Annotated in this window: 11 protein-coding genes; 2 read left to right on the top strand and 9 right to left on the bottom strand. The window is 48.4% G+C overall.

Features of this window, described 5'->3' with window-relative positions; all coding sequences use genetic code 11:
- Positions 1-56 precede the first annotated feature (56 nt).
- Positions 57-1,259, top strand: coding sequence for a proline dehydrogenase family protein (locus AAHB90_RS24400; protein ID WP_342087863.1), 1,203 nt, complete (start codon positions 57-59; stop codon positions 1,257-1,259).
- Positions 1,260-1,310: 51 nt separating this feature from the next.
- Positions 1,311-2,072, top strand: coding sequence for a lipoprotein signal peptidase (locus AAHB90_RS24405; RefSeq protein ID WP_342087864.1), 762 nt, complete (start codon positions 1,311-1,313; stop codon positions 2,070-2,072).
- A gap of 30 nt (positions 2,073-2,102) precedes the next feature.
- Here AAHB90_RS24405 and AAHB90_RS24410 read toward each other — a convergent pair whose 3' ends face one another.
- The 9 genes from AAHB90_RS24410 to AAHB90_RS24450 all read right to left on the bottom strand — a co-directional run bounded on the left by AAHB90_RS24410 (position 2,103) and on the right by AAHB90_RS24450 (position 14,110).
- Positions 2,103-3,704: a hypothetical protein gene (locus AAHB90_RS24410; protein WP_342087865.1), complete on the bottom strand. Its 1,602-nt coding sequence runs from the start codon at positions 3,702-3,704 to the stop codon at positions 2,103-2,105.
- Positions 3,705-3,982: 278 nt separating this feature from the next.
- Positions 3,983-4,627: an OmpH family outer membrane protein gene (locus AAHB90_RS24415; protein WP_342087866.1), complete on the bottom strand. Its 645-nt coding sequence runs from the start codon at positions 4,625-4,627 to the stop codon at positions 3,983-3,985.
- Positions 4,628-4,638: 11 nt separating this feature from the next.
- Positions 4,639-5,292, bottom strand: a complete 654-nt coding sequence (locus AAHB90_RS24420) for an OmpH family outer membrane protein (protein WP_342087867.1) — start codon at positions 5,290-5,292, stop codon at positions 4,639-4,641.
- Between the two features lie 54 nt (positions 5,293-5,346).
- Complete coding sequence (gene bamA / locus AAHB90_RS24425; protein WP_342087868.1) at positions 5,347-7,944, bottom strand: outer membrane protein assembly factor BamA; 2,598 nt, start codon at positions 7,942-7,944, stop codon at positions 5,347-5,349.
- 6 nt (positions 7,945-7,950) lie between these two features.
- A complete protein-coding gene (locus AAHB90_RS24430) occupies positions 7,951-8,703 on the bottom strand; it encodes an isoprenyl transferase (RefSeq protein WP_342087869.1) in 753 nt (250 codons plus the stop codon).
- A 317-nt stretch (positions 8,704-9,020) separates the two neighbouring features.
- On the bottom strand, positions 9,021-9,803 hold the full coding sequence (locus tag AAHB90_RS24435; protein ID WP_342087870.1) for a LytR/AlgR family response regulator transcription factor: 783 nt from the start codon (positions 9,801-9,803) through the stop codon (positions 9,021-9,023).
- Entirely contained in the window at positions 9,787-11,205 is a 1,419-nt protein-coding gene (locus AAHB90_RS24440) for a histidine kinase (RefSeq protein WP_342087871.1), read from the bottom strand. The genes AAHB90_RS24435 and AAHB90_RS24440 overlap by 17 nt, the downstream gene beginning before the upstream one ends.
- Before the next feature lie 54 nt (positions 11,206-11,259).
- Positions 11,260-11,916: a hypothetical protein gene (locus AAHB90_RS24445; RefSeq protein ID WP_342087872.1), complete on the bottom strand. Its 657-nt coding sequence runs from the start codon at positions 11,914-11,916 to the stop codon at positions 11,260-11,262.
- 34 nt (positions 11,917-11,950) lie between these two features.
- Positions 11,951-14,110 (bottom strand): TonB-dependent receptor, encoded by a 2,160-nt coding sequence (locus AAHB90_RS24450; RefSeq protein WP_342087873.1) that lies wholly within the window; start codon positions 14,108-14,110, stop codon positions 11,951-11,953.
- Between the last annotated feature and the right edge of the window lie 118 nt (positions 14,111-14,228).

Consider the following 14,228-nt stretch of genomic DNA (forward strand, 5'->3'; position numbering starts at 1 on the left):
CCTGTAGTTCGATAATGAATTGTTAAACAGTTACTCAGGAAAAACGTACGTCAAAAATGGCATATCCGTCCCCAAACGACCAAATACCTGTATTTTTTGAAGATACTTCCGTTGCCTTTGCATCGAAATCAGACGCCAAACTAAGGAAGACATACTGGTTATTCAGCCTTATGAATCAGGCTCGAGTCGTAAATTTAGGCACTTTTTTTATAAAGCTCGCGCTAAAACTCAACTTACCTATAAAAAATCTCATCCGGGTCACGATTTTTGAACAATTCTGTGGCGGTGAGACGATTAACGACTGCGACGCTACAATCGGCTCCCTGCGGCAGTCGGGTATCGGCACAATACTGGATTATTCCGTTGAAGGTGAAGATAAAGAAGCCAGCTTCGACGCAACAGCGGCCGAAATCCTCAAAACGATCGACAAAGCGACCGGTTCGGATACCATACCTTTTTCCGTTTTTAAAGTTACCGGCGTGGCCTCTTCCGACCTGCTTGAAAAAGTCCAGCGGAAAGACGAACTATCTGAAGAAGAAAAACGAGCCTTCGAGCGTGCTCGCGAGCGCGTACAACGGCTATGCGCACACGCACACGAGAACAATGTGCGGATCTTTATCGATGCCGAGGAAAGCTGGATACAGGGCGTGATCGACGATCTGGCCTATGAAATGATGCAGCAGTTCAACCGCGAGCGGCCCATTGTTTACAATACCTACCAGCTCTACCGCCACGAAACGCTCGAAGCATTGAAAAGCGCCTTCCTCACGGCACGCCAGAAAGGATACCTCCTCGGCGGCAAGCTCGTACGCGGGGCTTATATGGAAAAAGAGCGGCTGCGTGCGCGCGAACAGGAATATTTCAACCCTATTCATACCTCAAAAGAGGCGACCGATACGGACTACAATCTGGCCATCGACTTCTGCCTCGACCGCCTCGAACACATTTCCATCTGCCTCGGAACGCATAATGAATACAGCTCTCAATACTGCGCCCTTAAAATGCAGAAGCTCGGTATTGAACGCAACGACGACCGCATCTGGTTCGCGCAGCTCCTTGGTATGAGCGATAATATTTCCTTCAACCTGGCCAAAGCCGGCTATAATGTGGCCAAATACGTTCCCTACGGACCGATCGACGCGGTACTCCCGTATCTGATCCGTCGTGCCGAAGAAAACACGTCTATTGCAGGCCAGAGCAGTCGTGAGTTTTTGTTGGTTAAAAGTGAATTGAAGAGAAGAGGAATCGGTTCTTTATAAGTAAGTTATTACTTTCGCATTCCAAAATTTGTCCATTGTATTAAAAACCGAATGAACCAATCCAGAAATCCAACCCCCTATCTACTTCTAAGCGTACTCCTTATCGGGATTGATCAGGCTTCTAAACTTCTGGTTCATCAATACATGCAACCCGGCTTTTCAGGACAGATCGCGCTGATCGGGGATTGGTTGAAACTGCATTATGTACTGAACCCCGGCATGGCTTTCGGCATGCAACTGGGGCACGAATACGGTAAATTGTTCCTGACATTGTTCCGGCTCGTGGCCATGGTCGCCATCGGCGGCTATATGATCCACCTGGCTCGCGCGGGTGCTTCCAAGGGCTTGCTCTGGGCGTTGGCGATGATCCTGGCCGGAGCGGTAGGTAATGTGATCGACAGTACTTTCTACGGCGTGCTGCTGGGCAATGCGCCCTACGGTTCACCAACTCCATGGTTCCACGGGCAGGTAATCGATATGATATTCGTCGATTTCTGGGAAGGCTTCATTCCCGACTGGGTGCCGGTATGGGGCGGCCAATATTACTCGACGCCGATCTTCAACATTGCCGATTCATGTATTTTCCTCGGCGTTTGCAGTATTCTGATATTCCAGGGAAGTTTTCATTCGCATGGGCCGGAAATAGAAGAAGAGATTAAGGAGGAAGAGGAAAATGAGCACGATTTGAATACGCCTGATACCTCAATGCCACTTCCCACGGTAGATCCCTACATCGGGCCGGAAATGCCGGAAGGTAATCCCGCAGCCACTTCCACTGAACAGGAAGAGGATGAAAACAAAAAAGAGAGCTAAGGCTCTCTTTTTTGTCTCTATACCTACTTCTCAGTTCTCGTCCTTGGTGTAAGGCACGAAATCCTTGAAAGTCTTTTTAATGGCAGCATCTGTCGCCTCTTTCTTATTCTCCCAATTGGCGTCCAGCTCTAACGCTACCAAGCCACTGAGGTTCATTAATGCCTTGAATTCATCTAGTTTTCGAATAAAGTCCGGCTGGCGCCTGGCCGATTTCTGCCCCCATTCACGCGCGAATACGTCGCCCTTGTTTTGCAGCTCATTTTTCTTCTGCATTACATAATTAAAGCGGTCCAGCAGGCCGTTCACCGATTTCCCGATCACCTCTGTTGCTTCCAGCGTTCCTACGGTTGCCACGGTTGTGCCACCGATAGTCGTGATATAGCCTCGAGTATCCTGATTTGACTTGGCAATCACCGGTGCAAGGCCGGTTGTCGCTCCCAATGAAGCATTAAGCAAGGATCTACTTCGCTTGCCTTTCTTAGCGCGGGAGTAGGCCTTTTTCAATTGCCCTTCCTTTTCGGTCATTTGCTCGATAAGTCCCCAAGCATTCACCAGCGCGCCCCTGTACAGATTATACACGTATGTATCACGCAAGCTTTCATCCACTGTATTCTTGATGACAAACTTGACCGTACGCTCCTTCTTGTTCTGGGCCTTATCCATTACATAGAATATGATATTAAAGGCAAGTGTATCGAAGGGATCTTTTACAAATTCATAACCCGGCTCCCAAATGAACTCGTAGCTTGTTGGTGTATTCTTAACCAATGCACTTTGCGGAACCTTCTTGTTTTCTGAGATGAAATTGAACGTAGTGATATCCTCCTCCCCGTTCGGGTCCGATAATGTGAATCGCAGGTTGATGCGGTTGTTCTCGGCACTGCGAATAACTGTATTCTGTGGAATAATAGTGAAATCCGGCGCAAGGTCCATTTGGGTTACATCCAGCTTCAAACGTCCTTTGGTACGTGCTTTCGATGGCTGGTCCTCCACATAAAATTCCATGTACCTCGGCCCCTTTTTCAGAATGCCGAACTGCTGGCTCGACGGCTCCCAGGTAATTTCGCCTGCGGCCGATAATTTCATCCCCTCGGGCATTTCTTCCAAAATGGGTACGAACACGATAGGGTCGCCGTCCTGATCCCGCACCGAGCCCATATCGATCTTGTAAACGTTCTGCGTTTTGTACTGAACATAGAACGGTTGCAGCTCATCGACCTGCGGCGGCCGGTTCACGTGATTTACTTTAAAGACAATCTCGCGCGAAACATTTTCGCCGGCACTATTTTGTGCTTCGAATACTACGGGAAAGGATTTGGTAGTATTAATGCGATCGGCAATGTCGAAACCCGGCGTCCAGACGAAATGACCGGTCGAGTCGAATTTCATATCCTTAACCAACCCGCTCGCCACCGAGTACTTCACCGAATCACTCTTCCCTCCTTTGGCCTGAAGGTGAAAATTGATCTCTTTTCCTTCATAAAGTACGTTCCACTCCGCTTCCGCCGGGAACACAAGTTGGAACGGGGTCGTTGAGGTATTATTCTTCATATTATCCTGCCCCTGCGCCCTCAGTACTACAAAAACGGGTATCAGAAGTATCAGTATTTTATGAATTTTTCTTGTTAGCATGACATCAAAAATATAATTAATTCCATGGGTGAAAGAATACTTTGATCTTAACGCAAAACTAGTAAATCCTGTATAGAATGCCCTGTGATTAGTTGTAAAATTGAAATCCGCAAACGTGCCTGTCTGCGGGTTAAATCAGTTTGTACTTTTCAAATACAGTCTTCCAAACGGGTTTATAAATAAAGCAAGTCAAGTAACTTCCGACGCCGAAAGCAAAAACCGGAGCGCAATCCTTTTTAAGACTGCGCTCCGGTTTTTAAAGTTCAATATTTACCCTATTATTTTTTCTTTGGGGCGGTTGCCGGAGTGGTAGCAGGAGCCGTTGCAGGTTTCGCTGCTGGCGTGGTTGCTGCCGGTGCCGCTGCTTCTACTTTGTCGGGATCAACACCTAATTTACGAAGGATCAGGTTCGTTGCATTGTTTTCTTCCGATGCTGCGAACAGGATGATAGGCGTTGTTCCTGCACCTGCATCCATGTTCAGGATAAACAGGAAGCCACTTTCCTTACCTACTTCCTGAATCGCGTTATTAACCTTTGTCAGGATCGGTTCGAGCAATTGCTGCTGCTTTGTTTGCAGGGAAGTTTGCGCATTGTTACGCATTTCCTCGATGCGGGTCGAAAGGTTTTGAAGCTCTTTCTCTTTATCAGCGCGGATGACGTCGGTCATATTCGCACCATTTTTCTGATAAGCTTCGTATTTCTCCTGAGCCTCCTTGTAAGTTTCCCCGATGGCCTTGTCCAGCTGCGCTTTGGTTACTTCAAGCTGGTTTTGCATCACTTTTGCTTCCGGCAATTTGCCGATTATGTAGTCGACATTCGTATAACCTATTTTAGTAGGCCCGCCTGCCGGGGTAGTCTGGGCTAAGAGAGGGGTGGTGATTATGGTCATCACGACCATAATAGCCATCAATTTTTGTTTCATTGCTCTGTTACTTATTTAAGTTTACTGGTTGTACTTTTTTGTTTTGGTGAGTTCTTCGCAGGTCCGGCTGGTTGCTGCTGAACCGGATCTTCCGGTTTGGCAGCTTTGTCGTTAGCACCGGTCTTGTCATTACTTCCCGCTTTGTTGGCTTTTGGATCGATCCCCAGTTCCTCCATCACGTAATCCGAATAATCGTGTTTCGGATTGGTGTAAAGCATGCCAATATCACTGGATTTATCGAACATAAAATCGAGCCTGCGCTGGCTGCAAACCTTCGTCACTGCGCGCTGTACTTTTTCAAGTACGGGCTTCATCAGTTCCTTTTTCTTCTGGAACATCTGGCCCTCCACACCGAATATCTTGCTATTATACTCGCCTGCTTCGAGCTCTTTCTCTTTAATTTCGCTCTGCCGTTTCCTTTTCAAATCGTCGGTCAGCAAAATTTCCTCTGCCATATAAGCACGCTGCATGCGGTCAATCTCGGCAAACTTGTCCTGAATTTCCTTTGCCCATCTGTCAGAGAATTTCTTCATCTCTGCCTGAGCGGCCTGGTACTCGGGCATTTTACTGGTAATGAACTCCATGTCCGTATACCCGATCTTTTGGGCATATAGCGCTGAATTGCATAGAATTGACAAAACTAGTAAAATAAAAATCTTCTTCATGCCAAGCTGCTAATATAATTTGCAAACCTCTTAACGAAAGTCGCCATCAGATTATTATCTGATCTGCTGGCCGATTGTAAAGTGAAACTGCGGCCCGCTCCGAACATTCTGCCCCTGGATTTTGTCGAATCCGTAACCCCAGTCGATACCCAAAAGACCGAACGCCGGCATGAAAATCCGAGCACCCACACCCGCTGAGCGTTTCAGATCGAACGGGTTGAACTCGCTGTAAGTACCCCAGTTGTTACCACCTTCCGCAAAACCGAGCACGAATATTGTTGCCTGAGGGTTAAGCGAAACCGGGTAGCGAAGTTCCATCACATATTTGTTATATACAATACCTCCACCCGACGCCGGATAACCGTTAGCAGCCAGTGGTCCAACCTTCTGATCCTGGTAACCACGAAGACCAATAATGTCCTGGTCGGCCAGAGAGAAAGTACCCTGACCAGCCAGACCCGATCCTCCAAGAATAAACCGGCCGAATGGACTGTAACCTACTTTGTTTCCGTACGCACCCAGGAAACCCATATGAGCGCGGGTGCTCAATACCAGCTTTCCTACGATCGTAGCGTAGTAGCTCGCATCGAACATCCATTTGTGGTATTCAACCCAGCGATAGGTATCGGTTTTGTCAGAGAACGCTTTCTTTCTGAATACCGAGTAAGGTGGCGTGAAAGTCGCGCTCAATGAGATATTGCTACCACTTCTCGGGAATTGGAAATCACTCAAAGTGTTCCGTGAAATGGTGGTATTGAATGAAATGTTGTTAGAAACACCTTTGCTATATCCAATGCGGAAAATGTCGAGGCTGTCGAGGCGGTAGCGCTGGTATGACAATGAGTGCGTCATCACGAGGTTGCGGTCCGGCTCTTTCAGACGGCGGCCAAGCGACAGGGTGATCCCGTTGTTATAATAGCCTCCGCGGTAGCTGACCCTTCCACCGGCCGCGCCTGCGTTGTAGCCATAGTACGAGCTCAGATCGGTCATACGGTATACAGTGCGTTGAAACGACACCCCGAAGTTGATCGGCTTTTTACCACCCAACCAAGGTTCGCTGAACGAAAGCGAGTAAGTCTGATACTGCTTACCATTCGCCTGGAAGCGCAGGGAAAGCTTCTGTCCGTCACCGGAAGGCAATGGACGCCAGGTTTCACGGTTCGGGATGTTTTTAATGGAGAAGTTATTGAAAACCAACCCAAGTGTTCCCACGAAACCGATGTAACCGCCCCAACCACCTGAAAGCTCGATCTGATCCGATGGCTTTTCTTCCACGGTATATTCGATGTCCACGGTACCGTCGGCCTGGTTAGGAATCGGGTTGATCTGGATTTTCTCAGGATCAAAATACCCCATTTGCGACAATTGACGCTGGGTATTGATGATCTCCGTCTTGCTGAATTTCTGGCCCGGCAGTGTAAATAGCTCGCGCAATACCACGCGGTCGCTGGTTTTGGTGTTACCGTTGAGAAGAATGCGGTTGATGGTTGCTTGCTTACCCTCGAACATGCGCAGCTCCACGTCGATCGAGTCGCCTTCGACAGCTCTTTCAGTAGGTTCGATGCGGAAATAGAGGTAACCGTCGTCCATGTAAATGGAGCTGACGTCGGAACCCGGTATACCGTTGATCTTCTTGTCAAGTTCCTCCGGATTGTAAACGTCACCTTTCTTCACACCCAGGCGGTCGCTGAGGTATTGCGAGGGGTACAGATAGTTACCCGACCAGGTGATGTTGCGATAAAAATATTTCTGGCCCTCATCGATTTTCATATCGATGCTGATCGTCTCGTCACCGTTCTTAATGGTGTCGAACGTTATCGTAGCGTCGCGGTAACCGTTTTTGCGGTAGTATGCGATCAGCTTCTCTTTATCCTCGTCGTATTTCTTTGGAATATATTTCGAAGGGTTGAAAAGACGACCGATGCGCCGCTGCTTGGTACCTTTCATTTTACGTTTCAGCGTTTTGTCACTGACAGCCGTATTTCCTTCGATATTGATTTTCTGGATCTTCACTTTTTTGCCCTTCGTGATCGCGAAGTTCAAAGTAGCCTGGCCGCGGGTCGAATCGGGGATTTGGAGGACTTTTACTTTGGTATAGTAAAAACCTTTATCCATATAGTATTTCTTAATGACCAGCTGGGTGTTCTTGATGATCGTCGGCGTGATCACACGGCCTTTGATCAGCTTCACCTTGTCATTCAGCGTCTCGCGCTCGCCCTTACGAACCCCCGAGAACGACACTTTATAAAGTCTAGGGCGTTCCTTAATGTGGATATTGAGCCAGACTTTCTCGCCTTCAATCTTCGTCGCCATGATTTCCACATCATCCAGCGTACCGAAATCCATCATTTTCTTGATAGACGACGTCACTGCCGGCCCGGGAATACGGATTTTATCGCCGGGTTTTAAACCGGAAATGGAAATCATCGAGTTCGGATCGAGGAACTGGGTACCAGAAACGGTGACTTCTGCGATCGTATACTCTTTTGGATTGGCAGGGTCGATACCCAGATTGGTCGGGGCAGCAGTTGGTTTGGCGCCTCCGAGGCCTACACGTTGTGCTTGCACTGAAATGCAGCAGCACAGCAGTATTAATGCGGAAAGACCTTTGAGATGTGCTAATGATTTATTCAAATTTTTCACTGGGTTCATATAATTCTACTTAGCACCATTCGCTTTAATTTGTTCACCCGTTTTCCCGAAGCGTCTTTCGCGGTTCTGATACGAAAGTATCGCCTCGTACAAATGCTCCCGGCGGAAGTCGGGCCAGAAAAGATCGTCATAAAAATACAGTTCGGAATATGCCAGTTGCCAAAGCAGGAAGTTGCTGATCCTGTGGTCACCGCCCGTTCGCAGCATTAGGTCCACCTCGGGGCGGCTGCCCGTCGACAGATTACCTGCCACTACTTCTTCATTGATTTCCTCTGGTAGCAAAATGCCGGCACGTACGTCTTCGGCGATCTTGCGTGCAGCCTGGGTAATGTCCCATTTGCCACTGTAACCCAATGCTAAGATGAGATTCAGGCCCGTGTTGTTGCGTGTCTCTGCAATTGCCTTTCCCAATTGGTTCTGGCAGCTTCTTGGCAGGCTCGCCGTATCGCCGATCGTGTCCAGCTTCACATTGTTTTTCATCATCGTGGGCAGCTCGTTGCCGATCGATTGTACGAGCAGTTCCATCAGTGCCCTTACTTCAAACTCCGGGCGTGCCCAGTTTTCTGTTGAAAAAGCATACAATGTCAGACAAGAAACGCCGAGCTCCGCACATCCTTCCGTCACTTCCCTCACCGCCTTGATCGCATTACGGTGACCAAACACACGCGCTGCTCCCTGGTTTTGGGCCCATCTTCCGTTACCGTCCATGATAACGGCTATGTGTTTTGGCAGATTGCCCGTATCAATGAGCTCCTTCATTACTCCTGACTCCTTTTAACCTTTTTTAACAAAACAAAAACAACATGGTCGAAGCGCTTGCTATCGGGAATGATTTTCAGCCGCCTCGGGTTATTTCAGGAATCACTTTGCCAGTAAACAAATACGCAGCAACCTGTCAATGTGTGCCGAAAATCCGCACAATTCATTCCTGTTCCCGTCAATGACCAATCAGAAAGCCCTGATGGACAACGCATTAACCTCCAAAATAACAATGGAAATTTAAACGAGGGCGCAATTTAGGAATAAGAATCAGGTCTACAAAATGAATATTCCGGTACAATCAGGGTGCAATTCGATTAATTATCAAGAAGATGGCGGATCGCGTCGCTGTACGTACTCCCGCTTGTGACCTGCGAAGCCTTGCGATCGCGCATGACGATCACGTACTTGCCGTTGAAGTGTTTCTGGATTTCCTTGATATGGTGGGAGTTGACAATACCGGCCCGGCTCACGCGCAGGTAATGCTTGGGAAGCTTCTCTTCGAGTGAAGTAAGCGTGTAGTTGAGCAGGTACTTCTGCCCGTCGAGTGTATTGAGGAAAACGTATTTTTCCTCCGCTTCGAAATGCGTGATCTCCGTCATCGGGATCAGCAGAATGCGGTCGCCGGATTTCACCGATAAAGAAAATATCTCCTTCTTCGGCTTCATTTCTTCCAGCAGCCTTAGCAGGTTTTCGGAATAAGGATTAAAACCACCCGAATGCCCATTGGCAGCCTGGGTAATGTTTTTGATTTTATCGATCGTCTTCAAAAGCCGGTCATTCTCCACCGGTTTCAGCAGGTAATCCACCGAATTTTCTTCGAATGCACGGATCGCATACTGGTCATAGGCCGTCGAAAACACTACCAGCGGCATTTTGGTAAGTTTGGAAAGCATTTCGAAGCCATTTAGCAGCGGCATTTCGATATCGAGGAAAATAACGTCGGGCTGGTGTCTGTCAATTTCAACCAGTCCCTCGGCGCCATTCTTAGCTTCCGACACGATTTCGAAAGTATCCGGATGCTTTTCGAGTAATCTTCTGAGGCGGCTCAATGCAAGCTGTTCGTCGTCGATCAGGATCGTTTTAAGCGGAAAATGCATGATTCGATTGTTGATGTTGTTCAATAGCGGATTTCTGGATGGCAATATTAACCGATTTGTGCGGTTGGTTGATTAGTTCCAAACGGGCATTGTCCCCGTAAAGCAGTTTCAGCTTGTCCTGGATGCTGCGCATGCCGTAACCAGCTCCCAGGGTGTCGGAGAAAGCCGGGCCGTTGTCATGGACGCACAAATGCAGCCACTTATCCTTTTCATAAATTTTCACTACAATATTTCCCTGCTCGGCCATCCGTGAGATACCATGTTTGATCGCATTTTCCACAATGGGCTGCAATATGAATTTGGGTACCTGCAAATTTTTCAGCGATTCTTCCTCCACCTCGACAGTAAACCGCAACCTGTCGCCAAACCGGACTTTTTCAACCTGCAAATAGGTTTCGACCATTTCCAACTCGTTTTCGATGGTATCAAAATAATCGCTCGTCTTCCGGCCCGTGGTGTACCGGAAAAGTTTGGATAGCAGCAACGTCATCTCCTCGGCCTTATCAGGATTCTCGTGAACAAGGCTGGCAATGCTATTTAATGAGTTATATAAAAAATGCGGATTAATGCGGGCCTGTAATGCATCCAGCTCGGCGCGGGTTTTGAGTTTTTCAAGATTGAGCAACTGGTATTCCTGATCGGAGATCTTGCGGGAAATCTGGCGGCCTTCGCGGCTCAGAAAGTAAAATACGTTAGCAATTGCAATGGGTGCCCACGCATACCAGTACCACGGTGCATTTTGCGAAGGTTCGGCCGGGTAATGCGCCACGTAGTCGCTCACAATGTCGGCAGCAAAAAAGTAATGTACAATCACCGCCAGTACGCTGTCAAACAAAAACACAACAATGGACAGGATGATATGCTTGGCAAGCAAGCTTTTGATGATCATGTCTAGCCAGGTAGTGAGCCCCTGCGTGACCAGAATAGTGCATACACCGGTCGCAATATTGAGTATTACCAGGTATTTGTAAAAGGCAAGACGGATCGGCTCCTCCGTGAACGACAGCTCCGCAGTAAAATAAGCGATCGCATTGAAACCATATAATATCACCGCACCGAGGATCGCCGCCACGAGCGTACCTACCCAGCCCTGGTTCTGAATAATGGCGATCAGGCTGAAATCCTGCCAGTTGAATGATTTTTCCTGTGAAGTAAAACTGAAATTAGCCCCCTCTACCCTAGCCCCGCTCAAATCCACGTCGGACATACTGCTGAAACTCAGATCCGCATTTCGCAGATCGGCATTCCTGAAAGTCGTCCGGTCGAGGGCCGAGAAACGAAGTTTTGCATTGCGCAGATTAGCCCCGTCGAAGTTAATATCCTTCAAACTCGAAAAGCTGAAATCTGCATTTTCCAGATCCATATTACTGAAATCCCTTCCGTCCAGCGATGAGGCTGTCATGCGCAACGGCTTCGTTTTGTTATCGTCCATGCTAAAAAACCAAAAACATTAATATCAGTTTGTCTGAGAAAGCATCCATTCGGTTTCCATTTTGCCCCAATCCGGGTGGATAGCCGTCTCCGGTTTGAAGGCGCTGAATTTCTGTTTAGCCTTTTCGAGCATTGGCTTGGCTACCTTTTTTCCGCCGCCATACTCTTCCGGCGTAAAGAACAGGCTCGACCCTTCCAGGTAATAAATCCGCGGGTTCTCCGCATTGATCGACTTCGCCGATTGTAGGAAACCCTGGAATTTTTCGCCGTCCGCCTGCCAGCGGTTCATCGGGTCGGCCGCCAGGTGTATTTGTGATTGATATGCTTTCAAAACTTCCAGTTCGTCGTTAGGCTTGCCGGCAATGCCCTCCGCATCTTTCAATAAGACATTTGCCTTATCCAGATACTGGTCTTTTTCGGTCAGCGTTGGGGCTACAAAACCCAACAGCACATTGGCATAGGCCGCATAATATTTCGGCAGCCATTCTTTCGGTTCCGCTGCGGCAATGCGTTCAAAACGGTTGGCGATATCCACCAGGCTTTTCGGGTCGGGTTTTTCGCGGTCGACGCTGTTCAATGCTTTGATACCGTCGCCCATAGCCTGGGTGTACTTTTCGTTTTGCGCCCAGGCGATGCCCGTTGCGAACACGAACACCCATGCGAATGTGAATAGCTTTTTCATTGTTTGTTTGTTTTAAAATGATGGTTATTGAATGTTAAAAATCGTCTTTCTCCACTTTGGCCTTCTTCGAAAGCATAATCTGCATACCCACGAAAAAGCTGCGGTAACTCTGCGGGCCTACTGCGTAACGTGTCTTACCGTCGGGCGTGTAGCGGTAGGTAAATACATTGCGGGTGTTAAGGATATTATCAACCGTGGCGTAGAAAATGACCAGATTGCCCTTGATGCTTTGCAGTTTACTGGCCTGAATGCTCACATTATGAACCGCCGGCGTGCGGTCTTTCAGGAACTCCTCATTGTTGGGGTTATAGTAGGGCCGGCCACTGGTGAATGCGTACGTCGCGCTAAGATTGGTTTTGGCTTTTTCAAACCACTTTTTAGTAATGAGGCTGATATTATGGCTTGAAATAAATGTAGGCGTGGCCGATTGTTCAAACTGCAGGAATAAGCGTTTCGAATCCACAAAACTATATGTAACCCAGTAATCGAGATTCTTGAGGGATTTCTGATCACGCCAAAAGAAGTCGAAGCCCCGGGCATAACCCTCGCCGCCATTGGTGGTTGTGCCCCAAGGGAAGCGATAGGGATCGGCATCGTATTGCTGTCCCGTAAATTCGCGGACAAGCTGCGCGTAATTCTTATAAAACGTCTCCACACGGAACGTCCGCTGGTTTTTGATGATCTGGTAGTTCAGGATCAAATGGTCTGCACGTTCGTATTTCAGCGATTTGTTTAAATATAAAAACCGGTAATCCGGGTTTTGGTAAAACTGCCCTGCCGCAATGGAGAATTGGCTGTACCGACCGGTTTTATAGGCAAACGACAACCTCGGGGCAATGTTACCGTGGCTGATGACCGAGGAATACTCGCTCCGCACACCGATCCTGCCCGCCAGGGCGCGGGTAATGTAAATTTCCGATTCAACAAATGCGGCGGTATAGCGGTCTTTCAATTTATAAAGCTGCCCGTCTACGCCATTGCCGAGGTTAATCGCATGCGCTTCGGCCCCGAAAAGAATGGTATTGTTCCCCGTGAGCAGGCGTGTGAGCACCACACGTACCTGCGTACGCTCGTCGAACCGGTCGAAATTGACGCCGTCGTAGGTCATTTTATCCTTATTACGACTGTACGAAACGCCCGAGTTGATCGTCCAGCGGCCATCGGCCCAGGAATCAGTGTAAGTGCTGGTGGTAAAAGCGTTGTTGTTTTTTAAAACCAATCGCATTTTGCCGGTATCCGACGCAGGGTTGTTACTGTTCATGCTCAGATGGCTATCGGAATACATGCCATATACTTTCAGAACACCGTTTTTGGTCGGTTTCCAGCGATAAGTCAATGAAGAGCCTTTGAACTCCGGCGCGTGAATCCATTCTACATTCTGCTTCACCAGTTTGAACAACGGCCGCAGGTTACCATAATATACCACTGCCGACACCGACTGGTTTTTATTGGCATAGTCGTAATTCAAACCCGCATTAGCCAGGTTTAAGCTAATGCCTAATCCATTATTACTGATCTTATCCGTCGTATTCAGCAGCAATACCGACGACAACGCCTGCCCGTACTGCGCCGAATAGCCGCCGGTGCTGAATGAAGTGCCTTTAAACATAAACGGATTAAAACGCCCGCGCGACTGCACGTCGGGCAACGAGCTGAAAAACGGGTTCTGCACGATCATCCCGTCTATCACGATCTTGGTTTCCTGACCGGAGCCGCCCCGGACGAACAGCCCCTCCTGCTCTCCTACCCGCTGGGCGCCGGGCAAAAATTGCATGGCCCCCGTGATATCCGCCGCCGCGCCCGCCGTAGTTACAATATCCAGCGGTTTCAGCATGGCCATCCGTTTTTCGTCCGACGCCTCGAATGCGCCGGCGGTAATCACTACGGTGTTCAGTTCATTGGCCAACTCTTCAAGTTTGATGGACATTGCCGGTATGCTTTCTTTCAGATTAATCTTCTTCTCAAAAACCTCGAATCCGACATAGCTCGCCGCAAGTGTAGCAGTGTCGGACTCCGACGTCTGGAAAGCGAAAACACCGTTGGCGTCCGTCGTTCCGCCGTCGTAAGTACCTTTCAGAAACACATTCGCACCCGGTAATGCATTTCCCTTGTGGTCGGTCACCTTGCCCTGAATGTTCTTTTGGGCAAAAGCGACTGGTGTAACGAATAGTAACAGACAATAAAAAAGCTTCATGGCTAATAGATTATGTGTAACTGCTGACACAAATCTATTGGCCATGAAGCCGTTTACTAAGTAATTTCCGACGAAGTGCGGGTTTCAGCGGGATGAATTCACCCCCAGACGGAATGAA

Source organism: Dyadobacter sp. OTU695, assembly GCF_038440355.1.
GTDB lineage: Bacteria > Bacteroidota > Bacteroidia > Cytophagales > Spirosomataceae > Dyadobacter.

Coding starts and splice junctions, on each gene's coding strand:
- AAHB90_RS24400 (WP_342087863.1), top strand. CDS start 57: ATGGCATATCCGTCCCCAAACGACCAAATACCTGTATTTTTTGAAGAT.
- AAHB90_RS24405 (WP_342087864.1), top strand. CDS start 1,311: ATGAACCAATCCAGAAATCCAACCCCCTATCTACTTCTAAGCGTACTC.
- AAHB90_RS24410 (WP_342087865.1), bottom strand. CDS start 3,704: ATGCTAACAAGAAAAATTCATAAAATACTGATACTTCTGATACCCGTT.
- AAHB90_RS24415 (WP_342087866.1), bottom strand. CDS start 4,627: ATGAAACAAAAATTGATGGCTATTATGGTCGTGATGACCATAATCACC.
- AAHB90_RS24420 (WP_342087867.1), bottom strand. CDS start 5,292: ATGAAGAAGATTTTTATTTTACTAGTTTTGTCAATTCTATGCAATTCA.
- bamA (WP_342087868.1), bottom strand. CDS start 7,944: ATGAACCCAGTGAAAAATTTGAATAAATCATTAGCACATCTCAAAGGT.
- AAHB90_RS24430 (WP_342087869.1), bottom strand. CDS start 8,703: ATGAAGGAGCTCATTGATACGGGCAATCTGCCAAAACACATAGCCGTT.
- AAHB90_RS24435 (WP_342087870.1), bottom strand. CDS start 9,803: ATGCATTTTCCGCTTAAAACGATCCTGATCGACGACGAACAGCTTGCA.
- AAHB90_RS24440 (WP_342087871.1), bottom strand. CDS start 11,205: ATGACAGCCTCATCGCTGGACGGAAGGGATTTCAGTAATATGGATCTG.
- AAHB90_RS24445 (WP_342087872.1), bottom strand. CDS start 11,916: ATGAAAAAGCTATTCACATTCGCATGGGTGTTCGTGTTCGCAACGGGC.
- AAHB90_RS24450 (WP_342087873.1), bottom strand. CDS start 14,110: ATGAAGCTTTTTTATTGTCTGTTACTATTCGTTACACCAGTCGCTTTT.